Below are 25,979 nucleotides of genomic sequence, written 5' to 3' on the forward strand. Positions count from 1 at the left end.
CACAAGTGAGAGAGCAACCGCGGCGGGGCCGGCAGTACACTGGCACCACAGTATTTCCGGGAGAAACCGGGCACCGCCGTGCGTTAGGAAACCGTGCAGGCAATCAACGACTTCATCCTGGCAGCCGCAGGCCAACCCTGGGTCCTGGTCCTCGTGTTTGCCTGCTGCCTGATCGACGGCTTCTTCCCGCCGGTTCCCAGCGAGTCGGTGGTGGTGGGCCTGGCCGCCGTCGCCGCCTCGGCCGATGTGCCCAACCCGCTCCTGCTGATCGCCGTGGCAGCCGCCGGCGCTTTCTCCGGGGACAACATCGCCTACCTGATTGGCCGTGCCACCGGAACCGGGCGCTGGGCGTGGATGCGCGGGTACCGGGCGCAGCGGGCGTTCCTCTGGGCCGGCAACGAACTCCGCAAACGGCCCGCGTCACTGATCATGGTCGCCCGGTTCGTCCCGATCGGACGGGTGGCCGTCAACCTGACCGCCGGTGCCACCAGCTACCCGCACTCCCGTTTTGTTGGCCTGACGGTGCTGTCCGCGGTGCTGTGGGCCGGCTATTCGGTAGGCATCGGCCTGTTCTTCGGGCAATGGTTCGAAGAAAACCACCTGCTGGGTGCCACCATTGCGATCATTTGCGCGGTCATCCTCGGCATCGCCGTCGACGTCGTCCTCGGCCGGTTGCGCGGCAGGGCGCCGGGGGAGCCGGCCACGGACGACAGGGGCCGGGGCCGGGCCGTGCCGCCGGCGGACGGCTAGGGCCCGCGCCGGAACCGCCCGCGCCGGCACCGGATTCATGGTGCCGTGCGCGTAGCGCAAGATGCCCCGCCCGTGGGACACTTAGGTGCGATTCACGTCACGTCTGTGCCGTGTGCGCTTTGCCGTAAGTCCTGTCCGTCCCGGGTACGTCCCCCATCAGTTTTCTAGGAGCACAGCCCGCGTGGAGTTCATTAATGAGGCCGTGCTCCATGCAGCGGGGCAGTGGTGGATCTATCCGCTCCTGCTGGTGTTCTTCTTCGTCGACGGCTTCGCCATGGTGGTCCCCAGCGAGACGTTGATTGTGGCCCTCGCCGCGTACTCCCGGCACAGCGGCCAGCCCAACCTCTGGATCCTCGGCCTCACCGCCCTGGTCGGCGCCATCGCCGGCGACAACATGGCCTACCTGCTGGGGCGCAAGATCGGCATCGAACGGTTCCGCTGGATGCGCAAGCCCAAGGTCCAGCGGGTCTTCGCCTGGGCCCGCTACGAACTGGAAAAGCGCGGGGCCGTCCTGATCTTCACGGCCCGCTACATCCCCTGGGGCCGGGTGGCCGTCAACTACGTCGCGGGCACCACGGGCTTCCCGCACCGCAGGTTCTTCCTCCTGGACGCGTTCGCCTGCGTCACCTGGGTCCTCTACTCGATCGGGATCGGCATCCTCGCCAGTTCCTTCCCCTGGCTGCACCACAACCCGCTCCTGAGCGCCGGGATCGCCGTCGTCTTCGCGATCGTCCTCGGCATCGCCGTCGACCACGTGCTGCGCTGGTGGCACAAGCGCCTCGGCCGGCACGACGAGCCGGGGGACACCGAGCCGGCGGAGGACACCGCGGCGGAGCCCGCCGCGGTTCCCCGGCCCGAGTCCGTGCTGACCGCCCGGTCCGCGGAGACCGGCCCCGTCGGCAAGTAGCGCGCGGCGCCGTCCGACCCTATGGTTGGAACGTGACTGAGACTATTCTTGACGCTGCCCCTGACCTCGAATTCGACCTGAAGGGCCTCCCCAAGGTTTCCCTTCACGACCACCTGGACGGCGGACTGCGTCCGGCCACCATCATTGAACTTGCCGAAAAGGCCGGCCACACCCTGCCGTCCACCGACCCGGTCGCGCTGGGGGAGTGGTTCCGTGAATCCGCTGACTCCGGCTCGCTGGTCCGTTACCTCGAAACGTTCGACCACACCATCGCGGTGATGCAGACCAAGGAAGGCCTGTTCCGCGTCGCCAAGGAGTTCGTCGAGGACCTCGCGGACGACGGCGTCGTCTACGGCGAGGTGCGCTGGGCCCCGGAACAGCACCTGCAGCAGGGCCTGTCCCTGGACGACGCCGTTGAGGCCGTCCAGGCCGGCCTCGACGCAGGCGTCGACGCCGTTGCCGAGACCGGCCGCGAGATCCAGGTGGGCCAGCTGATCACCGCCATGCGCCACGCCGACCGCGGCCAGGAAATCGCCGAACTTGCCGTCCGCCACCGCTACAAGGGCGCCGTCGGCTTCGACATCGCCGGAGCCGAGGACGGCTTCCTGCCGTCCCGCTTCAAGGACGCCTTCACCTACCTGGCCCAGCACAACTTCCCGGCCACGATCCACGCCGGCGAGGCCGCCGGGCTGGAGAGCATCCAGTCCGCCCTGGTCGACGGACGGGCGCTGCGCCTGGGCCACGGCGTGCGGATCGCCGAGGACGTCACCGTCGAATTCGAGGACGCCGATGACGCAGCCGGCGCCGCCGCCGTCGATTCGGACAGCGACGAAGTCGACGACAACATCGGCCTCGTGACCCTGGGCGAGCTCGCCAGCTGGGTCCGGGACCGCGGCATCGCGTTGGAAATCTGCCCCTCCTCCAACCTGCAGACCGGCGCCATCGCGGGCTTCGGCGAGGGCATCGACAGCCACCCGGTGGACATGCTCTACCAGCTGGGCTTCAACGTCACGATCAACACGGACAACCGGCTGATGAGCGGCGTGACCCTCACCGACGAGTTCGAACTGCTCGTGGAGACCTTCGACTACGACCTGGACGACCTGCTCGAGCTGACGCTGAACGCCGCCGAAGCCGCGTTCCTGCCGCTGGAGGAGAAGGAAGCCCTGGTCGAGTACATCAACGAGGCCTACGCCGATCTTGGCTAAGGACTCCAACGCAGTGGGCGCGCTGGTCGATTGCATCAGCGAGCTGCGCGTCCACTGCCCCTGGATGGGTGCCCTCACCCACGAATCCCTCGTGGAGTACCTCCTCGAGGAGGCCCACGAGGTGGCGGAAACCATCGAGGCCGACGGCGGCGACGCCGAACTGCAGGCCGAACTGGGCGACGTCCTGCTGCAGGTGGTGCTGCACGCCCGGCTTGCCGAGGAACGCGGCGCCTTCACCTTCGACGACGTCGCTCACGGCCTCCGGGACAAGATGATCCGGCGCAACCCGCACGTCTTCCGCCCCGACGGCACCCTGCAGGACTCCTTCCCGGCCACGGTGCAGGAGATCGTGTTGAAATGGGACGCCGTTAAGCAGGCCGAGAAGCCGGAACGGGGCCACGCCTTCGACGGGGTCCCCGCGGCGTTGCCGGCACTGGCGCGGGCGCAGAAGCTCCTGGACCGGGCCGAGCGCGCCGGACTCCCGGCAGGGCCGGAGGCCGCTCCGCCCGCCCCGGAGGCCGCCGCGCCCGCTGTAGCGACCGCCGTCGGCGGTGCCCCGGCAACCCCCGCCCCGGCGACCGAGGAGGAGCTCGGCGAGCTGCTGTTTGGCATCGTCGCGGCGGCCCGGCGCAACGGACTCGACGCCGAACGCGCCCTGCGCGGCGCCAACCGCCGCTTCCAGGACACCCGGCCGGGCGGCGCCGGCGCCGCAGCACCGCGTCCGGGGACTGGATAGCTTTCCGTAACTTACCCCACTCTCGACTAGGCTAGGGGCGACGAGGACGTCGGTTTCCAGCTTGATCCACCGCTAGATTTCCAGCAGTCAGATTCCCAGCAGATCGCTTCACCCAAAGGAGCATATTCATGGCGCTTATCGATGCCATCCACGCCCGCGAGATCCTCGATTCCCGTGGCAACCCGACCGTAGAAGTTGAAGTCCTGCTCTCCGACGGCCAGATCGGCCGCGCAGCAGTTCCCTCCGGTGCCTCCACCGGCGAACACGAGGCCGTAGAACTCCGCGACGGGGACAAGGGCCGCTACCTCGGCAAGGGCGTCCAGAAGGCCGTTGACGCGGTCATCGACCAGATCGCCCCGGCCCTGATCGGCTTCGACGCCACCGACCAGCGCAGCATCGACCAGGCCATGATCGACCTGGACGGCACCGCCAACAAGAGCAAGCTGGGCGCCAACGCGATCCTCGGCGTCTCCCTGGCCGTCGCCAACGCCGCGGCTGCCTCGGCGGACCTGCCGCTCTACAAATACCTGGGCGGCCCCAACGCGCACGTCCTGCCGGTGCCGCTGATGAACATCCTCAACGGCGGCTCGCACGCCGACTCCGACGTGGACATCCAGGAATTCATGGTTGTCCCGCTCGGCGCCGAAACCTTCTCCGAGGGCCTGCGCTGGGGCGTCGAGGTCTACCACGCGCTCAAGGCAGTCCTGCAGTCCAAGGGCCTGGCCACCGGCCTCGGCGACGAGGGCGGCTTCGCCCCGAACCTGCCGTCCAACCGCGCCGCCCTGGACCTGATCCAGGAAGCCATCAAGAACGCCGGCTACACCCCGGGCAAGGACATCGCCCTGGCCCTGGACGTCGCCTCCTCCGAGTTCTTCAAGGACGGCGCCTACCAGTTCGAGGGAAAGACCCTGAGCTCCGCCGAGATGAGCGCCTACTACGCCGAGCTGGTCGCCGACTACCCGCTGGTCTCCATCGAGGACCCGCTGGACGAGAACGACTGGGACGGCTGGAAGACCCTCACCGACTCGATCGGGGACAAGGTCCAGATCGTGGGCGACGACCTGTTCGTCACGAACCCGGAGCGCCTGCAGACCGGCATCGACTCCAAGACCGCCAACTCGCTGCTGGTCAAGGTCAACCAGATCGGTTCACTGACGGAGACCCTCGACGCCGTGTCCCTCGCCCAGCGCGCGGGTTACACGACCATCACCTCGCACCGCTCCGGCGAAACCGAGGACACCACGATTGCTGACATCGCGGTGGCCACCAACGCCGGCCAGATCAAGACCGGCGCCCCGGCCCGCTCCGAGCGCGTCGCGAAGTACAACCAGCTGCTGCGCATCGAAGAGGAACTCGACGACGCCGCACGCTACGCCGGACGTAGCGCGTTCCCGCGTTTCAAGGGCTAGTAGCCGCAAAAACCAGGAACCGGTGGCTATGGTGGAAAGACCATGGCCACCGGTTCTGTTTTGGCCGGTTCTATTGTGGCCGGTTTTTGGCCTGTTTGAAGGAGTGACATGGCAACCCGCCGTCCCAAGGTTCCCCGGGCCGCCGCTGCGGCCCCGAAGTCTGCGGCCACCGGCCGGGGGGAAGCCAGCGGCGGTGACGTCATCCAGGCGGACTTCGGCGGTGCGCGGCACGACGCCGGCCGGCCGGTCAACCACGACGCCGGACGGGCCGCTGCCGAAGCGGCGGGCGCCGGGTTGCGCGCCCCGGCCCAGGGAACGGCGCCGGCAGCCAGGACAACCGCCGGCAGCGGCACCCCCGCCAAGCCCGCGGGCAGGCCTTCCGCCGGCAGCGCCGGGCAGGCTAAGGGGCCCTCTAAGGGGGCGTCCGCGAAACCCGGCCAATCCGCTGAGTCCGACGGGCTGGACCCCGTTCCGGCCAAGGCCTTCTCCGGCCGGCTGCTGGCGCTCGGCGTCGTGATGATCGCCATCACCATCATGCTCGCGCCCACGGTCCGGATCTTCCTCGAAAAACGCGCCGAAATAGCGGCGCTGGAAGCGGATATCTCGGCCAAGCAGGCGAAGCAGACGGACCTGAAACGCCAGGTCTCGCGCTGGCAGGACCCGAACTATGTGAAGCAACAAGCCCGCGACCGCATTAACATGGTTATGCCCGGCGAAACCGGCTACTGGGTTTACGGCAGCGATCTGCCTGCCGCGACCTCCGGTGCCGGCGCCTCAGCAGCAACAGCCACAGACCCGGCCAATCTGCCGTGGGTGGACACTCTCTGGGAGTCCATCCGGCGTTCGGCAACAGACTAGGAGCGGCGCCCGCCGCCGGATTACCGCCACCCGGTGATTCCAACAGGGCAGGAAGGTGCCGCGCCAGTGGACCAGAACCGAGTGGACCAGTCCCCGGCAGCCGGGAACCCCAACAACGCGACCCCCGAGGACGCCGCCCCTGTGCCGGCCGAGTCCCGCCAGCCGTCGGCCCGCGACCTCGACGTGCTGAGCCGCCAGCTGGGGCGGCCGGTGCGCGACGTCGTCGAAATCCCCGCCCGCTGCGTCTGCGGCAACCCGCTGGTGGCGGCGACCTCGCCGCGGCTCAGCAACGGCACGCCGTTCCCCACCACCTTCTACCTGACCCACCCGGTCATCACCTCGGCCGTGTCCCGGCTCGAGGCAGCCGGGCTGATGAACGAGATGAACGACCGGCTCGGAGCCGACGACGCCCTGGCCGCGGATTACCGTGCCGCGCACGAAGCGTACCTGCGCTCCCGTGACGAGATCGGCGCCCGCTCCGGCATCGGTGCCGTCCCGGAGATCGACGGGATCTCCGCCGGCGGCATGCCCACCCGCGTCAAATGCCTGCATGTCCTGGTGGGGCATGCGCTGGCCGCCGGCCCCGGCATCAACCCGCTCGGCGACGAGGCCCTCACGGCCATCAGCGAGTGGTGGACCCGCGACCGGTGCTACTGCGACGGCGCGTGGGACACCGGCGGAGAGGCCCCCTCGCGGGACCTGAGCCGCCACGGCCCGCAGGGCCTGCCGGAATTCGTCGGACGGCCGGCCCCGGTGCGCAAGTCCCGCGCCGCTGACGCGGCCCACGATGGCACCGGAGCGGCCCAGTGACCCGCGTGGCCGCCATCGACTGCGGCACCAACTCCATCCGCCTGCTCATCGCCGATGTCGGCGCCGCCGGCGGCACCTCGCCGAAGCTGACCGACGTCGTCCGTGAAATGCGCGTGGTCCGGCTCGGGCAGGGCGTCGACGCCACCGGCGAATTCGCCCAGGAGGCGCTGGACCGCACCCTTGAGGCCACCGCCGACTACGCCGAGCTGATCCGCCGCCACGGGGCCGGGAAGATCCGCTTCGTGGCCACCTCCGCCACCCGGGACGCCCGCAACCGGCAGGTCTTCATCGACGGCGTCCGGGAACTGCTCGGCGTCGAACCCGAGGTGATCAGCGGCGACGAGGAAGCCGCGCTGTCCTTCGCCGGCGCCAGCAGCGTGCTGCCCTCGCGCGGCAAGGACCCGGTGCTGGTGGTGGACCTGGGCGGCGGCAGCACCGAGTTCGTGCTGGGCGACGCCGACGGCGTCATCGCCGCCAAGTCCGTCGACGTCGGGTGCGTCCGGATGACCGAACGGCACCTGCAGGCCGACCCGCCCACGGCGGAACAGATCGCCGCCGCGGAGGCCGACGTCGACGCCGCCATCAGCCATGCCGCGCTGACCGTACCGCTCGACCGCGCCACCGCCGTGATCGGCGTCGCGGGGTCCGTCACCACCATCACCGCCCACGCCCTGAAGCTGGCCGAGTACTCGGCCGCGGCCATCCACGGCACGGAACTGGAGCTGGAGACCGCCCGCGACGCCTGCAGTTCGCTGCTGAACATGGCCCGCGAGGACCGCGCCGCCCTGCCGTACATGCATCCCGGCCGGGTGGACGTGATCGGTGCCGGCGGCCTCGTCTGGCGCCGCGTACTGGAACGCATGGCGGACGTCACAGACGGCCGCATCAAAACTGCCATCACCAGCGAACACGATATTCTTGACGGGATTGCCCTGAGCATCAGCTAGCCCCGCGCCCGTACCGGCGCCGCCCAGCACGGGCGGACCCGGGGCCGGGCAGCCCCCGCCGACTGCCGCGCCCGACTCCGCGGCGCCCGCAGACATACCGCCGATTGGACCCGAATGACCAGAGCAACAGCCCGGCACCGCCGGACCGCCTCGGCGTTGATGGCCCTGGCACTTGCCGGCGGCAGCGTCGCCGGCACCCTGACGGCGGCCCCGCCGGCCTACGCGGACTCCACGCGGGACAAGGAATACTGGCTGGCAGGGTCCGGAATCAAAAAAGCCTGGGAAGTTTCGAAGGGCGCCAACGTCAAGGTCGCCGTGATCGACAGCGGTGTGGACGGCAAACACCCGGACCTCAAGGGCGTGCTGTCCGGGGGAACCGACGTCTCCGGCGCCGGGGGCGCCGACGGCCTCAAGAGCATCGGCGCCAAACCCGAACACGGCACCCTCGTCGCGACCATGCTTGCCGGCCGCGGCCACCAGCCCAAAAAGTCCACGGCCAGCCCCCGCCCCTCGGCCTCCGCCGGCGTCGGCCCGGACGGGATCGTGGGCGTCGCCCCCGAGGCCCAGATCCTCTCCGTCTCCACCTGGCTGGGATCGGCCAACCCCGGCGGAAAGAGCGACCAGGACCAGATCCCCGAGGCGGTCCGCTGGGCGGTCGACAACGGCGCCCAGGTCATCAACATCTCCCTCGGCAGCACCTCGCCGGAATGGCCGCAAAGCTGGGACGCCGCCTTCCTGTACGCCGAACAGAAAGACGTGGTCATTGTGTGCGCCGCCGGCAACCGGGTGGGCGGCAACATCCAGGTGGGTGCACCGGCCACCATTCCCGGCGTGCTGACCGTGGCCGGCCTGAACCGCAAGGGTGTGGCCAGCATCGATTCCTCCTCGCAGGGCATCAGCATCGGCGTCGCCGCACCGGCCGAGAACCTGGTGGGCGGCATGCCCGGCGGCGGCTACGCAGAGTGGGCCGGCACCTCGGGCGCGACCCCCATCGTCGCCGGCGTCGCTGCACTGATCCGCTCCAAGTGGCCGGACATGTCCGCCAGCCAGGTCATCAACCGGATTGTCAGCACCGCAAAGGACGCCGGGCTGCCGGGCAAGGACCCGCTGTACGGCTTCGGCGTGCTCAACGCCGAGGCTGCCCTCAAGGCCGATGTCCCGGAAACCAGTGCCAACCCGCTGGGAACGATCTCCGACTGGATCCGGGTCCACCGGCGTGGCAACCCGGTGAGCTCCGCGGCCCCTGCCGCGCCTGCCCCCTCGAGCGCGGCGCCGACCCTGCCCGAACCGACCGTGCCCGTTGCGGCGGCCCCGTCACCGGCCGACAGCGCCGTCCCGGCCATGGTGGTGCTTGGCTTCGGCGGGCTGTTCGTCTGCATCATCGCGGCGGCCGCCATCCAGCTGCGGCGCGCGCTCCGCGGGCCCGGGTCCGGCTCGGAGGCGGATCCCGGGGCGGAGCCTGACGCGGCGCCCGGCGCAGCGCCTGAGGTTGCGCCCGGCGCAGCGCCTGAGGCTGCGCCCGGTGGAGCACCTGAAACGGGCCCGGGCGCAACGCCCGGCGGGACTTCCCAAAGCACCCCGGATTCCGCGGAAACCCGCGCCGCGGGGAGTTAGTGAAGTTTTTCACAAACTACGGTATTCTTGAACCATGGCATCCACCCCTCAGCTCCAGGACCGTCCCAGGGTACTCGTCGTCGGCGGCGGGTACGTCGGCCTGTACGTAGCCCTCAAACTGCAGAAAAAGATCGCGAATGCCGGTGGCATCGTCACCCTCGTTGATCCGCTGCCCTACATGACCTACCAGCCCTTCCTGCCGGAAGTGGCCGGCGGAAACATCGAGGCCCGGCACGCCGTCGTCTCGCACCGCAAGCACCTCAAGCAGACCGAACTGATCCAGGGCCGCGTCACCTCGATCGACCACGCCAACCGCACGGCCGTGGTGGCACCGGCCGACGGCGGCGAGAACTTCGAGGTCCCGTACTTCGACGTCGTGCTGGCCGCCGGCGCCATCACCCGCACGTTCCCGATCAAGGGCCTCGCGGACAAGGGCATCGGCCTCAAGACGATCGAGGAAGCCGTCGCCCTGCGCAACGGTGTCCTCGAGCGCATCGAAACCGGCTCGCTGATGACCGATCCGGTCGAGCGCGCCCGCGCCCTGACGTTCGTCGTCGTCGGCGGCGGCTTCGCCGGCATCGAGTGCATCACCGAAATGGAAGACCTGGCCCGCGCCGCGGTCAAGAACAACCCCCGCGTCAAGCAGGAGGAAGTCCGCTTCGTCCTGGTCGAGGCCATGGGCCGCATCATGCCCGAGGTCACCGCCAAGCAGGCCGAGTGGGTCGTCGAGCACCTGCGCAGCCGCGGCATCGAGGTACTGCTGAACACCTCGCTGGACAACGCCGAGGGTTCCCTGAAGCTGATCAACCTGCCGGACAAGACCCCCGCGCAGGAATTCGAATCCGACACCCTGGTCTGGACTGCCGGCGTGCAGGCCAACCCGATGGTCCGCTCCACCGACTTCCCGCTCGAGCCCCGCGGCCGCGTCCGGGTCCTTCCGGACCTGCGCGTCTCCGGCGACGAAGGCATCATCGACAACGCCTGGGCCGCCGGCGACATCGCGGCCGTGCCGGACCTCACCGGCAGCGGCCTGCCGGACGGCACCTGCGTCCCCAACGCCCAGCACGCCCTGCGCCAGGCCAAGCGCCTTGCCAAGAACCTGTGGGCCTCCCGCTGGGACAAGGAGCTCAAGGACTACAAGCACAAGAACCTGGGCGCCGTCGCCGGCTTCGGCGAGTGGAAGGGCGTTGCCAACATCAACCTCATCGGCCGCATCGGCCTCAAGGGCCCGCTGGCCTGGCTCGCACACCGCGGCTACCACGGCCTGGCCATGCCAACGTTCGAGCGCAAGATCCGCGTGATCTCCGGCTGGTTCTGGGCCCTCTTCCTGGGCCGCGACACCACCCAGCTGATGGACCTCGACAACCCGCGCGGGGCCTTCGTGGCCGCAGCGACGCCGGCCCCCAAGCCGGCCGCCGCACCCGCGGCACCGGCGGCCGACAAGCCCGCCGAGGCCCCTGCCAAGGAAACTGTCTCGGCCGACGCCAAGTAACCCGCAGCAGCCCGACGACGGCGGCCGCTCCCTTCGAAGGGGAGCGGCCGCCGTCGTCGTTGGTGCCGCCGGCCAGCGCCGGCCACCGCCGCCTGGATTGGCGGGCGGATTGGCCGGGAGGCGGGCCCACCTGCCTAGACTGGGCCCATGACTCCCGCTGAAAAGGACCTGCATACCCTGCTCGCAACCATGCGGCCGGTGATCCGCGAGGGCGAGTACGTTTACGCCCTGTGGCCGCACGGCAAACCGCTGGCCGGCCACATGGCGGCCGCGGTCCGGGAAGCGGAGGGCCTGACCGTGGTGCTGCCGCGGGCCGACGCCGACGCCCTCGGCCTGCAGTACGACTTCGTGGCCGCATGGATCACCCTGCAGGTGCACTCCTCCCTGGAAGCCCTCGGGCTCACCGCGGCCGTCAGCGCCGCCCTGACCGAGGCGAAGATCAGCTGCAATGTGCTGGCCGGCTTCCACCACGACCATCTGCTCGTTCCGGTGGCCGAAGCAGAGCGGGCCCTCGAAGTTCTCCACGAACTGTCCCTGAACAGCCGTTCGGCGAACGGCGGAGGGCAGCAGCCGGCGCCACAACTGGTCCTGCGCTCCGAGCTGCCTGAGGACCGGCCGGCGCTCCTGGACCTCACCGCGGCGGCCTTCTCCATCTCGCCGGTCACGGGCCTGCCGGTTGACGGGGAGCCGGAGGAAGTTGACCTGCTGCGGCGGCTCTTCGAGTGCGGCGAATACCTGCCGGAGTTCAGCATTGTCGCTGAGCTGGACGGCGAGATCGTCGGCCACGTCATCAGCACCCGCGGCCGGGCGGATGAGCTGGAGCTGCTGGGGCTGGGCCCGATCGGGGTGCTGCCGCGGCTGCAGCGGCACGGCATCGGCTCGGCGCTGATGAAGGAAACCATCGACCGGGCCAACGCCGCGGGGGAGCGGGGCATCGCGCTGCTCGGCAGCCCCGACTACTATGCCCGATTTGGCTTTGTGCCCTCCACCTCGCTGGGCGTGCAGGCACCGGATCCCGCCTGGGGTGAGCATTTCCAGCTGCTGCCGCTCGCGCTCTGGCCGGGCGGCGTCAGCGGGGCGTTCCGCTACGCGGCGCCCTTCGACGAAGCCCCGGCCACACCCTAGGAAGCTCCGTCGGATGACCTCCGGCGGGATAGCCTCCACGCGGGATACCATTGACCGGGCGCCCCAGTAGCCCAATTGGCAGAGGCAGCGGACTTAAAATCCGCGTGTTGTGGGTTCGAGTCCCACCTGGGGCACTTCACAATTGCCGCATCCTGCGCCACAATTGCAGTCCCGTGGCCTTTAGCGCCTCCGGCCCGGCCGCAGCCCCAACGGGAACGCGAAGGCGAACGCCCGGTTTTGGGCGGCTGGAGGTCGTCTATGGCGCTTTTGCCGCCGCCTGATTTCCTCTATGCAACGAGTGTTATAAGGATGTGACCGTAGTCACTTCTGTCCGCGCGGAAATTGCACTAGCTTGAAGCTAAATCAGGAACACCTGATCTTTCGCATCAAAGGCCGTTCGCACCTTTAGATCGAGGAGATTTCTCTATGACTTCACTCCCCCAGGTGGCGCCGCGCATCGCTAAGCTCACAGCGCTTAGCCTCGGCGTCGCCCTTCTGGCTACGGCTTGTGGCGGTTCGTCCACGCCGTCGGCAACCACCGGCTCGGCATCCGCCCAGGCCGCCGGCATCGCTTGCCCGGCCCCGAGCGCAACCGGTGGAGCCACCAGCTCGGCCAGCGCGGAAGGTTCCGTGCCTGCGTCCTCGACCACCACGGACACCCCGCTCAAGATCGGCTCCCTGCTGCCGACCACCGGTTCCCTGGCCTTCCTCGGCCCGCCCGAAATCGCGGGCGTGAACCTTGGCATCAAGGAAGTCAACGACGCCGGCGGCGTCCTCGGCAAGCCCGTCCAGGTCATCCACCGCGACTCCGGTGACACCAAGACGGACATCGCCACGCAGTCCACTACTGCGCTGCTGGGCCAGGGCGTCAGCGCCATCATCGGTGCCGCTTCCTCGGGTGTCTCCAAGACCGTGATCAACCAGATCACCGGTGCCGGCGTCATCCAGTTCTCGCCGGCCAACACCTCGCCGGACTTCACCTCATGGGACGACAAGGGCCTGTACTGGCGCACCGCCCCCTCTGACGTGCTGCAGGGCAAGGTCCTCGGCAACTACATGGCCACCTGTGGCGCCCAGACCGTTGGCATGATCGTACTGAACGACGCTTACGGCACGGGTCTGGCAAAGAACGTCAAGTCCGCGGTGGAGGCCGCCGGCGGCAAGGTTGTGGCGGAAGAGCTCTTCAACGAAGGCGACTCCCAGTTCAGCAGCCAGGTGGACAAGGTCCTCGCGGCCAAGCCGGATGCCATTGCCTTGATCACCTTCGACCAGGCCAAGAGCATCGTTCCGCTCATGACGGGCAAGGGCATCAAGCCCACCCAGATCTTCATGGTGGACGGCAACATGTCCGACTACAGCAAGGACTTCAAGGCTGGCACCCTGAAGGGCGCCCAGGGCACTATCCCGGGCACCTTCGCCAAGGATGACTTCAAGAAGAAGCTCCTCGCGATCGACCCGGCGCTCAAGGATTACAGCTACGCAGGCGAGTCCTACGACGCCGTGAACCTGATCGCGCTGGCCTCCGAAGCTGCCAAGAGCACCAAGGGCGTCGATATCGCCAAGCAGCTCAAGGCAGTCTCCGAAGGCGGCGAGAAGTGCAACGACTACGCCTCCTGCGTCACCCTGCTCCGCAACGGCAAGGACATCGACTACGACGGCCAGTCCGGCCCCGTAACGTTCTCCGACGCCGGCGACCCGACGGAAGCCTACATCGGCATCTACGAGTTCCAGGATGACAACAGCTACAAGCCCGTCAAGGAAGAATTCGGCAAGCTGTAAAGCCGCTTCCCCAGACAACCAAGAGACCCCCGTCCCCTCCGGACGGGGGTCTCTTGCGTGCGGGGGAAGGTGCCGGGGGCCTGCGTCACGCACAGCCGACTTTTGACCGCGGGGGAAGTACCCGACGCCGGAAACCCGCCCCGCGCCGCCGAAAGCCGCCCCAAGAGCCTGCGCAGCGTGACGCCGTCGAGGTTCCGGCGGGGAAGACGAACGCCGAGGGCCGGGGGACCGGCGGACGGCGTCGGGCCCGGCCGCAGGCGCTGAGGGGCTGCGGAACCGGATTTTCGCTACGGCACAGGACGAGGGCACCGCGGATCCGGGGTGCGCCAGTCCGGAACTGCCGCGGAAACATGGCCCGCCGCGGATAACGTTCGGTGAGAGTAACGCTAAGGGCGACGGAGGCAGGCGCTTGCGAAAGCGCCGTTGTTGCGTGAGGAACGAGCGCAGGCGCCGAGCAAGTGGCTGCGGAGGCGCCCGGAGCGCAGCACACACGCCGGGCACGCGGAAGGGCCGCCACCGGCTGGTGACGACCCTTCTGGACGGCTCCTGCGGGGCCGCCGCCACAGCTAGTCGACTGTGTCGGCCAGGGTGCCCAGGTACAGCTGGATGACCTTGGGGTCCTTCATGAGTTCCCGTCCGGTACCCGTGTACGCGTCCTTGCCCTGGTCCAGGACGTAGCCGCGGTCACAGATCTGCAGGCAGCGCCGTGCGTTCTGCTCCACCATGATCACGGAGACGCCCGCGCGGTTGATCTCGTGCACCCGCAGGAACGTCTCGTCCTGCTTGACGGGGGAGAGGCCTGCCGAGGGCTCGTCGAGCAGCAGCACGGCCGGGTCCATCATCAGGGCCCGTCCCATGGCAACCATCTGGCGTTCACCGCCGGAGAGCGACCCGGCGCGCTGGGCCCGGCGCTTGGCCAGCTCCGGGAACAGCTCCGAGACGAAGTCGAAGCGTTCGGCGAAGTCCTTCGGCCGCTGGAACATCCCCATCTGGAGGTTCTCTTCGATGGTCAGGGCCGCGAAGACGTTGTTGGTCTGCGGCACGAAGCCGACGCCCCGGCTCACCAGCTTGTTGGCCTTCAGCCCGGTGATGTCCTGGCCTCGGACCACCACGGAGCCGGAGTGGACCTTGACGAGGCCGAACATGGCCTTCAGCAGGGTCGATTTGCCGGCGCCGTTGGGGCCGATGATGCCGATCAGCTCACCCTTGCGGGCCTCGATGCTGCAGCCGTTGAGGATGTTGACGCCCGGAATGTAGCCGGCCACCAGGTTGGTGACTTTGACGACCGAGTCGCCGTCGTATCCGTTCTTAGCGGCGGGGGCCGCGCTGGTGGCGCTCATTCTGTGTCCTTCTCTCTCCGGTTGGGCTCGCCGAGGTGGGGCTCCTCGGCGCTCCGCCGGCCGTGTGGTGCGCCGTTGGCGGTGTCGGGCCCGGGCGTCTCCGTGACGAGCACATCGGAGGAGATGATGCCCGCGTTCTCGGTGCCGACGATTGATTCCTCGTCGGCTTCGAGTTCGGCCGCGAGTACCTTGATCCCTTCCGAGTCGCCCAGGTCCACATCGTGGTGCGCGCCCAGGTAGGCGTCGATAACGGCCGGGTTCTTCATGACCTCAGCGGGTGGCCCCTCGGCCACGATTTTGCCCTCGGCCATCACCACAACCCAGTCGGCGATGTGGCGGACCATGTGCATGTCGTGCTCGACGAACAACACGGTCATGCCCTCGGCCTTGAGGTTCTTGATGTGGTCCAGCAGGGACTGGGTCAGTGCCGGGTTGACGCCTGCCATCGGCTCGTCAAGCATCACGAGCTTGGGCTTCACCATGAGCGAGCGGGCCATTTCGAGGAGCTTGCGCTGGCCGCCGGAGAGGGACGCAGCGTAGTCGTCCTTCTTGGCGTCGAGCTTGAACTTCTCCAGCAGCACGTTGGCTTCTTCGGTGATCTTCTTTTCCTGGCCGCCCCAGATTCCCTTGAACAGGGCTTTGGAGAGCTTCTCGCCGGACTGCTGCGAGGCGCCCAGGCGCATGTTCTCCATAACGGTGAGCTTGCCCATGACCTTGGTCAGCTGGAACGTGCGGACCATGCCCATCCGGGCCACCTTGTAGGAGGAGACGCCGGCCAGGCCGTTGCCCTCGAACTGCCACTTGCCCGTGTTCGGTGTATCGAAGCCCGTGAGCAGGTTGAACAGGGTGGTCTTGCCGGCGCCGTTGGGACCGATCAGGGCCGTGATCTTGTGCCGCGGGATTTCCAGGTATTCGACGTCGACGGCGTTGATGCCGCCGAAGCTGCGGGTGACGTTTTCCGCCACCAGGATCGGGTCGCGCTTCTTGCAGCCGGGGGCGGTCTCGCCCGCGGCAATCGGACGCGAGTCCGTCATGTAGTCGATGGTCTCGGCGGCGCCGGAGGTCCCGGCGCCTGCCTGTGGTTCTTCGCTGTGCATGCTCATGCGAACGCCAGCTCCTTCTTGTTGCCGAAGACGCCCTGGGGCCTGAAGATCATCAGCAGCATCAGTGCGATGCCGACCAGGATGTAGCGCAGCTGGCCGGCCTGGACCGTGTTCAGCCACGTGACGGCGCCCGATTCGATCAGGCCGTAGAGCACGCCCTGGGTGAGGGACAGGACGACCCAGAAGATCATCGCCCCGACGACGGGGCCCAGCACGGTGCCGAGTCCGCCGAGCAGCAGGCAGGTGTAGAGGAAGAACGTCAGCTCGGTGCCGTAGTTCGCCGGCTGCACCGCGCCGCGGGGGAGGGTGAACACCATCCCGGCGAGGGCTCCGAGCACGCCGCCGATCACGAGGGCCTGCATCTTGTAGGAGTAAACGTTCTTGCCGAGTGAACGGACAGCGTTCTCGTCCTCGCGGATGCCCTTGAGGACGCGGCCCCACGGGCTGCGCATCAGGAGCCAGACCACCAGGCAGCAGACGATCACGAGCCCCCAGCCGACGACGCGGATGAAGAAGTCGCGGTTGTTCATGCCGAAGTAGGATCCGTCGGGGAACGGGTTCATCGCGTAGAAGTCGCCCTCGAAGGCGGCCAGGCCGTTGGCCGAACCGGTCACCGAGGTCAGCTGGTTGGTGGTGACGATGTAGCGGACGATTTCCGCGGCCGCAATCGTGACGATGGCCAGGTAGTCGGCCCGCAGCCGGAGCGTGGGGATGCCGAGCAGCAGGGCGAAGATTGCCGAGCAGACGACGGCGATCAGCAGGCCGACGAAGAACGGCACGTGGAACGTCAGGGTGGAGATGGCGAAGCCGTAGGCCCCCACCGCCATGAAGCCGGCCTGGCCGAAGTTCAGCAGGCCCGAGTAACCGAAGTGGACCGCCAGGCCGAGCGCGGCGAGGGCGTACGCCGCCGTCGTCGGGCTGAACAGTTCACCGGCAGCGCTGGTAAGAATAAATCCGAAGTCCATGTCTGTCTCCTAACCCACGCGCTCGCGGCGGCCCAGGATGCCCTGAGGCCGGAACAAGAGGACAACGATCATGATGAACAGCGCTCCCACGTACTTGAGGTCGGCTGCGAGGCCGAAGACGGTGGTCAGCTCCACGAAGATGCCGACGATGATGGAACCGAACAGGGCGCCCCAGACGGTGCCGAGGCCGCCCAGGGTCACGCCGGCGAAGATGAGCAGCAGGATCTGCGAACCCATGTCGAAGGTGACGCCGGGACGGTAGTACGCCCAGAGAATGCCGCCGAGCGAGGCGAGCATGCCGCCGGTGACCCAGACGATCCGGATGACCGAGTCAACGTCGATGCCGGAGGCTGCGGCCAGTGCCGGGTTGTCGGCCACCGCGCGGGTGGCCTTGCCCAGCCGGGTCTTGAGCAGGACGACGCCGAGCACGGCGATGACGACGACGCTGATGAGCAGGGACCAGAGGTTGTTGGGCGAGATCGACACCGGCCCGATCTGGATTTCCGCGCTCTGGGCGAAGGGCAGCTGCTGGGTGGCGCCGCCGAAGTAGAACTGGATCACGTAGCGGACGGCGAGGGCGAGGCCGATGCTGACGATCATCATCGGGACCAGGCCGGTGCCGCGGCGCCGCAGCGGCTTCCAGAGCCCGGCGTCCTGGACATAGCCGAACAGGCCGCCGCCGAGGAGCGCAAGGATGATGGAGAGCCAGAACGGCAGGTTCATGGCGTTGAAGCCGAAGACCAGGACGGCGCCGAGCGTGACCATCTCGCCGTGCGCGAAGTTGGTCAGGCCCGTGGTGCCGAAGATCAGGGACAAGCCCACCGATGCCAGGGCCAGGAGCAGGCCGAAGCTCAGGCCGGCGACCAGCCGGTTAAGCAGGTTCTGGCCGAAGTCCTGTTCCTGGACCACGATGCCTTTGCCGAAGGCGAAGATCACCGAGAGGTTGGACGTCTGGCTGAAGGTGACCTTGCGCGGGTTTTCCTGGCCCTCGGCGAGCTTGATGCCCTCGGGGAGGGTCGTTTCGTCCAGCTCGACCTCGTACGTCCCCTGGGTGGGGACGCCGATGGTCCAGGAGCCGTTGGCACCCGATTTGGTCGTTCCGGTGAAATCACCGCTCTTGGCGGTGATGGTGACATCGGCGAGCGGAGCGCGGTCATCGCCGCGCAGGAAGCCGCTGATGCTGTTCTGGAACGAGGTGCTCGACGGGGATGGTGTCGGCGACGGCGTCGCGGCCTGGGACGCCGGGGCGACGATGAGCAGAAGGGCGGCCACGGCGGCGAACATGGCCCCCACAGCTTTCAGCAGTCTGCCGCGCCGTCTCTGCGACAGGCCTTTCGGTGTGCTTCTCAAATTGAAAACCTCCACATGGGGATGGTCTGGGTTGCGCCTTTGCAACCGCTGCGAACGGTCAGGGGGACGGGATGGAGCGGTTACTGCGATGCGACGGAGCAACTGCCTTCCGGCAGCCTTCCTTGTGACGTTCGTCACCCTGTTGGCCCAATGTTACAGCCCGGGCAGGCCAACTATTGCCGCCGCGAGCAGGGATAACGTCGCGATCGCGTAACAACCGTGAAGCCGGACCCGCGGCGCGGTTTAGCAAGGCTAAAGAAAACTTTTGTTGTTCCCGAGGATTCCTAAACAGTGGGCCCGACAGCGTCCGGGATGGGCCCCGCCACATCACGGTTGGGTTGCGGCCGGAACCGGCCGGGAACTATCCCTGCCCGCCGGGCGTGGAAATTGGTAGCGTGAGTCATAACGATCTTCACCACCGATCATCACTTACCCCCTTAATTTGGAGGACACCAGCAATGGCACTTGGCGGAAACCCGATCTTCAACGGAAAGAACTTCCGTGGAGCCACCCAGGCACCGCCTGCCCCCTACGGGCAGGGCTACGGCCAGGCCCCGTACGGCCAGAACGGCTACGGCCAGCCCCAGTTCGGCCAGGCCCAGGCCGGCTGGAACCCGGCGCAGCAGGCGATGAGCAGCGACCAGCTGCAGGACATGTACAACCGCCCTGCCGCCGGACCGGCCGACAGCGGCCGCATGACCTTTGACGACGTCATCATGAAGACCACGGCCTGCCTCGCGGCCGTGATCGCGGGCGCGGCCGTCACCCTCGTGGTGGCGCAGGGCCTGGCCTCGATGCTGATGATCGTCGGTGCGCTGGGCGGCTTTGTCCTGGCACTCGTCAACACCTTCAAAAAGCAGCCTTCGCCGGCGCTGATCCTCGCCTACGCCGCCCTTGAGGGCCTGTTCCTCGGCGGCCTGACCCGGATCCTCGACGGGATGTTCCCCGGTGTCGGACTCCAGGCCGTGATCGGCACGCTCTCCGTCTTTGCCGTCACGCTGGTCCTGTTCAAGAGCGGCAAGGTCCGCGCCACCCCCAAGGCGATGCGCTTCTTTATGATCGCCATGATCGGCTACGCCGTCTTCGCGCTCATCAACATGGTCATGATGTGGACCGGCGCGGTGGACTCCCCGTTCGGCCTGCGCACCAGCTTCGAGATCTTCGGGATCCCGCTGGGTGTCTTCATCGGCCTGCTCGCGATCGGCCTGGCCGCCTTCTCGCTGATCATGGACTTCACCAGCATCGAAGCCGGCGTCCGCAGCGGCGCCCCGCAGCGCTTCTCCTGGACCGCGGCGTTCGGCCTCACGGTCACCCTCGTCTGGCTCTACGTCGAGATCATCCGCCTGCTGGCCATCCTCCGCGGCGACGACTAGCCGCAGCCGAACCACAGCGTAACGAACGAAGCGGGCCCCGCCGGATGGCGGGGCCCGCTTTTTGTCGCCGGCCCTTAGCCGAGCCGCTCGAAGACGACGGCCATGCCCTGGCCGCCGCCGACGCACAAGGTGGCCAGGCCGAGGGTGCCGTCGCGCTCGCGCAGCCCGTTGAGCAGTGTGGTGGCCATCCTGGCGCCGGTCATGCCGAACGGGTGCCCCAGGGCGATGGCTCCGCCGTGGACGTTGAGCCGGTCCGGGTCAATCCCCAGTTCCCGGGCGCTGGCGACCACCTGGACGGCGAAGGCCTCGTTGAGTTCGACGAGGTCAAGGTCGCCGATCGAGAGGCCGGCGAACTTCAGCGCCCGCCGGGTCGCCTCGACGGGCCCCATGCCCATCAGCTCCGGGGACAGGGCGCTGACCCCGGTGGAGACGATCCGGGCCAGCGGCTCCAGCCCGAGCTCCCGGGCACGGGAATCGCTCATCACGACGACGGCGGCGGCGCCGTCGTTGAGCGGGCAGGCGTTGCCGGCCGTGACGGTTCCCGCGCTGCGGAAGACCGGCTGCAGGGCGCTCACCGCGTCGAGCGTGACCCCTGCCCGGGGCGAGTCGTCCCGGTCGATCACGGTGCCGTCCCGGCGCGTGTAGGGCGTGATTTCACGGGCGTAGAACCCGGAGGCGATGGCCGCCTCGGCCCGGTTCTGGCTCTGCACCGCCCAGGCGTCCTGCTCGGCGCGGCTGATGCCGTAGCTGGTCGCGACGTTTTCCGCGGTCTGGCCCATGGAGGTATAGATGTCCGGCATCCTGCCGCCGAGCCGGGGATCGGTCCACGGCGTGTTGGACGCTGCCCTGGCGGCGGTGCGCTTGCCGGCGGCGTCGAAGCGCGGGTTATGGCTGCCGGCGTCGGTTTCCCCGGCGCCGGCCCAGTCGCGGTAGCGGGAGACCGCTTCGACCCCGGCCGCGACGAAGGCGTCGCCCTCGCCGGCCTTGACGGCGTGGAACGCCATCCTGATGGTCTGCAGGCTGGAGGCGCAGAAGCGGTTGATGGTGGCGGCCGGGACGTTGTCGAGGCCGGCCAGGATGGCCACCACCCGGGCCATGTTGGATCCGGCCTCGCCGCTGGGCTCGGCGCAGCCCAGGTAGAGGTCGTCGAGGCCGCGGCCGGTGTCCTGCGGGTCGAAGGCGGGCACTTTGGCGAGGGCCGCGGAGACCATGGCGGCGGCAAGATCGTCGGGCCGCTCGTCCTTTAGCGATCCTTTGAAGGCGCGGCCGATGGGGCTCCGGGCGGTGGCAACGATGACGGCTTCCGGCATGCGCCCAGCCTACGCCCGAACGGGCCCGGACCGGCAGGAACGGGCCCGGACCGGCAGGAACCGGTCAGGCCAGCCGCAGCGCTCCCGCCGCGGGGCTCACCCGGAAGACATCCGGGGCGGCGTAGCCGGCGCGCGCGAAGGCCCGTCCGACGTCGGCCCGCACCCGCTGCTCCGTGTCCGCGGGGATGAGGGCGATCGCGGAGCCGCCAAACCCGCCGCCGGTCATCCGGGCGCCGATGGCGCCCGCGGCGCGGGCCGTGTCCACCGCGAGGTCCAGTTCGGGGCAGGAGATTTCGAAGTCGTCCCGCATCGAGGCGTGGGAGGCGTCCAGCAGCGCGCCGATCGCCTGCGGGCCGGTGCCCTCGAGGAGCTCCACGGTCCGCAGCACGCGGTCGTTCTCCGTGACGACGTGCCGGACCCGATGGAACGTTTCCGTGTCCAGCAGTCCGGCGGCCTCCTGGAGATCCGCGAGTCCGACGTCGCGCAGCGCCCGGACGCCGAGCACATCGGCGCCCAGTTCGCAGGACGCGCGACGGGCCGCGTAGCCGCCGCCGGCGTGTGAGTGCGAGACCCTGGTGTCGATCACCAGCAGCACCAGGCCGGCGGCCTCGGCGTCGAACGGCACCAGCCGGACGCTCTGGTCGCGGCAGTCGAGGAACACGGCCCGGCCTGCGGCGCCCCGGAGCGAGGCTGACTGGTCCATGATCCCGGTGGGCGCGCCGACGAAGTCGTTTTCCGCTCGCTGGGTGGCCAGCACCATGTCTTCTGCGCTGAGTCCGGCGCCGGTCAGTTCGTTGACGGCCAGGATGACGGCGCATTCAATGGCATGCGAGGAGGACAGCCCGGCTCCGCGCGGCACATCCGAATCCAGCAACAGGTCCAGGCCGGGAACGGCGAGGCCGCGCTGCTGCAGGGCCCACAGGACGCCGAGCGGATACTTGGTCCAGCCCCGGGCCGCGGCGGGGTCCAGGGCCGCGGTGTCCGCCGTCGTCAGCCCCTGGTTTCCGAAGGTGGACAGCATCCGCAGCGTGGTGTCGGGCCGGACCCGGACTGCCACCCGGGCGGTCCGGTCGATGGCGAACGGCAGCACGAAGCCCTCGTTGTAGTCCGTGTGTTCGCCGATCAGGTTGACCCGGCCGGGGGCCTGCCAGACGCCGTCGGGGTCCGCCCCGAAGACGTCCGCAAACCGGGACTGGAGTTCACTGGTGCCCAGCGGGACGCTCATCGTGCGCTGCCTTCCGTGCCGGCCGTGGAGCGTGTGGCGGTTGCGCCGCGCAGCCGGGCCGCGACCTCCTCCGGCGTGGTGTCGTTGATGAAGGCCCCCATCGCGGCCTCGGACCCGGCCAGGTACTTCAGCTTGTCCGCGGCGCGGCGGGGCGAGGTCAGTTGCAGGTGCAGGTAGCCGGCGGGCCGCAGCAGCTCATCCAACGGCGCCTGCTGCCACGCTGCGATGTAGGGCGTGGGTGTGGGGTAGAGGGCGTCCAGGCGCCGCAGCAGGTCCAGGTACAGCCGTGCCAGTTCGTCGCGCTCGCCGCCGTGGAGGGCGGCGAGGTCGGGGACCTGCCGGTGCGGGACCAGGTGGACCTCCAGCGGCCAGCGGGCGGCGAAGGGCACGTAGGCGCTGAAATGCCGGCCCTCGAGCACCATCCGGCTGCCGTCCGTGCGTTCGGCCCGCAGCAGCGAGCCGGTCAGCGTGTCCCGGCTCCCGGCGTCGTCGTAGAACTTCCGCGCGGCGGCGGCCAGCACCGCGGCGCGCGGCGGAAGGTAGGGATAGGCGTAGATCTGGCCGTGCGGGTGGTGCAGGGTGACGCCGATTTCGGCGCCGCGGTTCTCGAACGGGAAGACCTGGCGGATCCCGGGCAGTGCGCTGAGCGCCGCGGTCCGGACGGCCCAAGCCTCCACCACGGTGCGGGCCCGGGCCTCCCCGAGGCCGGCGAAGGAACCGGCATGGTCCGGGGTGAAGGAGACCACCTCGCAGCGCCCGTACGCCGGCAGGCTGGTTCCCCACGCGGGCTGCTCCGGGAGCTGTCCGAGCTCGGGGCCCAGGGAGGGGAAGCGGTTTTCGAAGACGACGACGTCGTAGTCCGGCGCCGGGATTTCCGAGCGGCGCTCCGGGGTGCTGGGGCACAGCGGGCATTCCTCGGCCGGCGGCAGGTGCGTCCGGGACTGGCGGTGGGCGGCGATGGCGACCCATTCACCGGTCAGCGCGTCGAAGCGCAGCTCGCCGGCGGGACCGCGTGCGTCGAGGGTCCTGCCATCGGCGGGCGCCCGCAGGGCAGCATCGGCACCGCCGCCGTCGCGGCCCTCCCCGCCGGCGTCAGCGAAGTAGAAGAGCTCCCGGCCGTCGGCGAGGGTTCCCCTGGTAAGGCTGTTGGCGCACATTCCATCATTCGATCAGACTTCACGAGTTTCCGGCAAAGCCCCGCCGTGTACGGGCGGGCGCACGGTTCGGTACCGTGGTGCCCATGGACCTCACCGCTTCCCCGGCTTCCCCTTCCTCCGACCCGTCCGCCGACACCTCCGCCCGGCGCTACGCGAGCGGCCGGCAATACGAGCTGCGCCGCGGCGACGCCCTGGCCGTGGTGACCGAACTCGCGGCCGGCCTGCGGCTGTACAGCCGTGCCGGCGTCCAGCTGACGGAGAGCTACGGGGACGCCGAGATCCCGCCGGGCGCCACCGGCATCACCCTGGCGCCGTGGGCAAACCGGGTGGAGGACGGCCTCTGGCACCTCAACGGGAAAAAGCAGCAGCTCGACATCACCGAGGTGGCCAGGAACAACGCCAGCCACGGGCTTCTGCGCAATGCCTCCTACGACCTGGTGGACGAATCGGAATTCTCCGTGACCCTGGAGGCGCCCGTGTTTCCGCAGCACGGTTATCCGTTCCTGCTACGGCACCGGGTGCGCTACGAGCTGGACGAAACCCTGGGGCTCTCCGTCCGGCAGACGCTGGTCAACGACTCCATGGACCCGGCCCCTTTCGTCCTCGGGGCGCACCCCTACCTGCGGCTCGGCGAGGTGCCCAGCGGGGAACTGACCGTCACCGTCAGCGGCCGCACCCGGCTGGTGACGGATGACCGGCTGATTCCACGCAGCACCGAACCGGCCGCCGGGGACTTCGACCTCCGGGCCGGCCGGCTGGCCGGGCACCTGGACCTGGACAGCGCGTACACCGACCTGGACTTCGACGGCGGCGTGGCACGCAGCACGCTGCGCGCCGCCGACGGCCGCAGCGTGAGCCTCTGGCAGGACGAGCACTGCCGCTACGTCCACGTCTTCGTCACGGACCAGTACCCCGGGCGGGCCAAGGCGGTGGCGCTTGAGCCCATGACGGGACCGGCCAATGCGTTCAACAGCGGCGACGGGCTGCGCTGGCTGCCCGCGGGGGAGTCCTTCACGATGAGCTGGGGAATCACCGCGTCACTGGCGAGCTAGCCCCGACCGGGCCCGGGACGCGGTGCGGCGGCGTCCTGCCCCCAAGGGCCTGCGGCCGCTTGGGCGGGCCCGTTTTCCCTGCCGCCGTTTCCCTTGTGGGCCGCACTGGGGAATTATTGGGCTATGACGCCAGCTGAGGACGCCACCGCCCGCCCCGACTCCGAGCTGCCCGGGTATGCCGCCCCCGGGCTCTCCGCCCCGCCTGCCGGCACCCCCGCAGGCCTGCCCGCCGCCCCGGAAGCAGGTCCGCGCGACACTGCGCCGACCGCGGCTTCCCGGGTCCGCAGCGACGAGGAAGTTGACGAGGACATTCCCTACGGTGTGCGGATCGCGGCGTCGTGGGCGTGGCGGATCGGCCTGATCCTGGTGGTGACCGGGGTGCTCGTCTGGCTGCTCAGCAAGATCAGCTTCCTCATCATCCCGGTGATGGTCGCCGCCCTGCTGGCCGGACTGCTCAGCCCCGTCACCCGCTGGCTGCGCAGGCGCCGGGTGCCCAACGGCGCCGCCGTCGCTATCACCCTGCTCGGCTTCATCGGACTCATCGCCGGCGCGCTCGCCCTGGTCGGCCGCCAGCTCACCGCCGGCTTCGGCGAGCTCTGGGGCCAGGCACTGGAGGGCGTGCAGCAGGTCCAGACCTGGCTGGCCGACGGCCCGCTGCACCTGACAGCCGCCCAGATCGACACCTACGTCAAGGAAGGGGCCGACGCGCTGCAGAAGAACAGCAGCAGCATCCTCAGCGGCGCGCTGACCTTTGGCAGCACCGCCGGGCACTTCGCCGCCGGGCTCCTGATCGCCTTGTTCGTCACGATCTTCTTCCTGCTCGAGGGAGACCGGATCTGGGGGTTCCTGGTCCGGCTGATGCCGCGGAAGGCCCGCCCGGCCGTCAACGGCGCCGGCCGGCGCGGCTGGAGCTCCATGGTCAGCTACACCCGGATCCAGATGTTCGTCGCGTTCGTGGACGCCGTCGGGATCGGCGTCGGCGCCGCGATCATCGGTGTGCCGCTGGCGCTGCCGCTCGGCGTGCTGGTGTTCATCGGCTCGTTCATCCCCCTGGTCGGCGCACTCGTCACCGGTGCCGTCGCCGTGCTGCTGGCACTGGTGGCCAACGGCCTGGTCAACGCGCTCATCATGGTCGGCATCGTGCTGCTGGTCCAGCAGCTGGAGGGCCACATCCTGCAGCCGCTCGTGATGGGCAAGGCCGTGTCGCTCCACCCGGTTGCCGTCATCCTGTCCGTCGCCGCCGGCTCCTACCTGGCCGGCATCCCGGGCGCCCTGTTCTCCGTGCCGATCCTCGCCGTAGCAAACTCGGCCGTTCGGTACATTGCGGCCAGAACGTGGGAACATGATGGAGAGCTGGCAGCCGCGAGCCGGCAGGGAGCCCCTGCCCTCGCCGGCGCCGGCCAGGACCCGGATTCCAGGGAGGTCCACCGCCCTGGCGCCGACGCCGGAACCCCCAAAGGAGACTAGTT

22 protein-coding genes and 1 tRNA gene are annotated in these 25,979 nt (G+C 69.1%); 16 read left to right on the forward strand and 7 right to left on the reverse strand.

Features of this window, described 5'->3' with window-relative positions:
- Positions 1 to 93 precede the first annotated feature (93 nt).
- From AC1MBE_RS14315 to AC1MBE_RS14375, 13 genes are all read left to right on the forward strand, one after another.
- The gene (locus AC1MBE_RS14315) at positions 94 to 750 is read left to right on the forward strand and encodes a DedA family protein (protein ID WP_479779173.1); all 657 of its coding nucleotides are present in this window, start codon (positions 94 to 96) and stop codon (positions 748 to 750) included.
- Between the two features lie 181 nt (positions 751 to 931).
- Positions 932 to 1,657: a DedA family protein gene (locus AC1MBE_RS14320; RefSeq protein WP_479779174.1), complete on the forward strand. Its 726-nt coding sequence runs from the start codon at positions 932 to 934 to the stop codon at positions 1,655 to 1,657.
- A 32-nt stretch (positions 1,658 to 1,689) separates the two neighbouring features.
- Entirely contained in the window at positions 1,690 to 2,865 is a 1,176-nt protein-coding gene (locus AC1MBE_RS14325) for an adenosine deaminase (RefSeq protein WP_479779175.1), read from the forward strand.
- Between the two features lie 64 nt (positions 2,866 to 2,929).
- Positions 2,930 to 3,601, forward strand: a complete 672-nt coding sequence (locus tag AC1MBE_RS14330) for a MazG nucleotide pyrophosphohydrolase domain-containing protein (RefSeq protein ID WP_479782621.1) — start codon at positions 2,930 to 2,932, stop codon at positions 3,599 to 3,601.
- Between the two features lie 128 nt (positions 3,602 to 3,729).
- Positions 3,730 to 5,010, forward strand: a complete 1,281-nt coding sequence (eno, locus tag AC1MBE_RS14335) for a phosphopyruvate hydratase (protein WP_346959465.1) — start codon at positions 3,730 to 3,732, stop codon at positions 5,008 to 5,010.
- Positions 5,011 to 5,118: 108 nt separating this feature from the next.
- The gene (locus tag AC1MBE_RS14340; protein ID WP_479779176.1) at positions 5,119 to 5,868 is read left to right on the forward strand and encodes an FtsB family cell division protein; all 750 of its coding nucleotides are present in this window, start codon (positions 5,119 to 5,121) and stop codon (positions 5,866 to 5,868) included.
- Between the two features lie 141 nt (positions 5,869 to 6,009).
- A complete protein-coding gene (locus AC1MBE_RS14345; protein ID WP_479782623.1) occupies positions 6,010 to 6,678 on the forward strand; it encodes a DUF501 domain-containing protein in 669 nt (222 codons plus the stop codon).
- Positions 6,675 to 7,625, forward strand: coding sequence for a Ppx/GppA phosphatase family protein (locus tag AC1MBE_RS14350; protein ID WP_479779177.1), 951 nt, complete (start codon positions 6,675 to 6,677; stop codon positions 7,623 to 7,625). Before AC1MBE_RS14345 ends, AC1MBE_RS14350 begins: the two co-directional genes overlap by 4 nt.
- Positions 7,626 to 7,739: 114 nt before the next feature.
- Complete coding sequence (locus AC1MBE_RS14355; protein WP_479779178.1) at positions 7,740 to 9,239, forward strand: S8 family serine peptidase; 1,500 nt, start codon at positions 7,740 to 7,742, stop codon at positions 9,237 to 9,239.
- A 34-nt stretch (positions 9,240 to 9,273) separates the two neighbouring features.
- The gene (locus tag AC1MBE_RS14360; protein WP_479779179.1) at positions 9,274 to 10,731 is read left to right on the forward strand and encodes an NAD(P)/FAD-dependent oxidoreductase; all 1,458 of its coding nucleotides are present in this window, start codon (positions 9,274 to 9,276) and stop codon (positions 10,729 to 10,731) included.
- Between the two features lie 147 nt (positions 10,732 to 10,878).
- The gene (locus tag AC1MBE_RS14365; protein WP_479779180.1) at positions 10,879 to 11,856 is read left to right on the forward strand and encodes an N-acetyltransferase; all 978 of its coding nucleotides are present in this window, start codon (positions 10,879 to 10,881) and stop codon (positions 11,854 to 11,856) included.
- Positions 11,857 to 11,916: 60 nt separating this feature from the next.
- Positions 11,917 to 11,990: transfer RNA gene (locus tag AC1MBE_RS14370), tRNA-Leu, on the forward strand.
- A gap of 292 nt (positions 11,991 to 12,282) precedes the next feature.
- On the forward strand, positions 12,283 to 13,635 hold the full coding sequence (locus AC1MBE_RS14375; protein WP_479779181.1) for an ABC transporter substrate-binding protein: 1,353 nt from the start codon (positions 12,283 to 12,285) through the stop codon (positions 13,633 to 13,635).
- Between the two features lie 566 nt (positions 13,636 to 14,201).
- Here AC1MBE_RS14375 and AC1MBE_RS14380 read toward each other — a convergent pair.
- Genes AC1MBE_RS14380 through AC1MBE_RS14395 form a run of 4 tightly spaced genes read right to left on the reverse strand, consistent with a single transcriptional unit; the run spans position 14,202 to position 18,327 of the window.
- Positions 14,202 to 14,975, reverse strand: coding sequence for an ABC transporter ATP-binding protein (locus tag AC1MBE_RS14380; RefSeq protein ID WP_479779182.1), 774 nt, complete (start codon positions 14,973 to 14,975; stop codon positions 14,202 to 14,204).
- Positions 14,972 to 16,078 (reverse strand): ABC transporter ATP-binding protein, encoded by a 1,107-nt coding sequence (locus AC1MBE_RS14385; RefSeq protein WP_479779183.1) that lies wholly within the window; start codon positions 16,076 to 16,078, stop codon positions 14,972 to 14,974. The genes AC1MBE_RS14380 and AC1MBE_RS14385 overlap by 4 nt, the downstream gene beginning before the upstream one ends.
- On the reverse strand, positions 16,075 to 17,043 hold the full coding sequence (locus AC1MBE_RS14390) for a branched-chain amino acid ABC transporter permease (RefSeq protein ID WP_479779184.1): 969 nt from the start codon (positions 17,041 to 17,043) through the stop codon (positions 16,075 to 16,077). The genes AC1MBE_RS14385 and AC1MBE_RS14390 overlap by 4 nt, the downstream gene beginning before the upstream one ends.
- A 9-nt stretch (positions 17,044 to 17,052) precedes the next feature.
- Positions 17,053 to 18,327, reverse strand: coding sequence for a branched-chain amino acid ABC transporter permease (locus AC1MBE_RS14395; RefSeq protein WP_479782625.1), 1,275 nt, complete (start codon positions 18,325 to 18,327; stop codon positions 17,053 to 17,055).
- 524 nt (positions 18,328 to 18,851) lie between these two features.
- Between AC1MBE_RS14395 and AC1MBE_RS14400 the strand changes: the two genes are divergently transcribed.
- On the forward strand, positions 18,852 to 19,766 hold the full coding sequence (locus tag AC1MBE_RS14400) for a Bax inhibitor-1/YccA family protein (protein ID WP_479779185.1): 915 nt from the start codon (positions 18,852 to 18,854) through the stop codon (positions 19,764 to 19,766).
- A gap of 74 nt (positions 19,767 to 19,840) precedes the next feature.
- Here AC1MBE_RS14400 and AC1MBE_RS14405 read toward each other — a convergent pair whose 3' ends face one another.
- The 3 genes from AC1MBE_RS14405 to galT form a co-directional block, all read right to left on the reverse strand.
- On the reverse strand, positions 19,841 to 21,076 hold the full coding sequence (locus AC1MBE_RS14405) for an acetyl-CoA C-acetyltransferase (protein ID WP_479779186.1): 1,236 nt from the start codon (positions 21,074 to 21,076) through the stop codon (positions 19,841 to 19,843).
- 64 nt (positions 21,077 to 21,140) lie between these two features.
- Positions 21,141 to 22,301 (reverse strand): galactokinase, encoded by a 1,161-nt coding sequence (galK, locus tag AC1MBE_RS14410; RefSeq protein WP_479779187.1) that lies wholly within the window; start codon positions 22,299 to 22,301, stop codon positions 21,141 to 21,143.
- Positions 22,298 to 23,458, reverse strand: a complete 1,161-nt coding sequence (galT, locus tag AC1MBE_RS14415; RefSeq protein WP_479779188.1) for a galactose-1-phosphate uridylyltransferase — start codon at positions 23,456 to 23,458, stop codon at positions 22,298 to 22,300. Before galT ends, galK begins: the two co-directional genes overlap by 4 nt.
- A gap of 83 nt (positions 23,459 to 23,541) precedes the next feature.
- Between galT and AC1MBE_RS14420 the strand changes: the two genes are divergently transcribed.
- Positions 23,542 to 24,510, forward strand: a complete 969-nt coding sequence (locus AC1MBE_RS14420) for an aldose 1-epimerase family protein (protein WP_479779189.1) — start codon at positions 23,542 to 23,544, stop codon at positions 24,508 to 24,510.
- A 123-nt stretch (positions 24,511 to 24,633) separates the two neighbouring features.
- Positions 24,634 to 25,977 carry an AI-2E family transporter gene (locus AC1MBE_RS14425; RefSeq protein ID WP_479779190.1) on the forward strand — a complete coding sequence of 448 codons (1,344 nt, stop codon included), beginning with the start codon at positions 24,634 to 24,636 and terminating at the stop codon, positions 25,975 to 25,977.
- The last annotated feature ends 2 nt before the right edge of the window (positions 25,978 to 25,979 follow it).

The organism is Arthrobacter sp. BG5 (assembly GCF_056680155.1).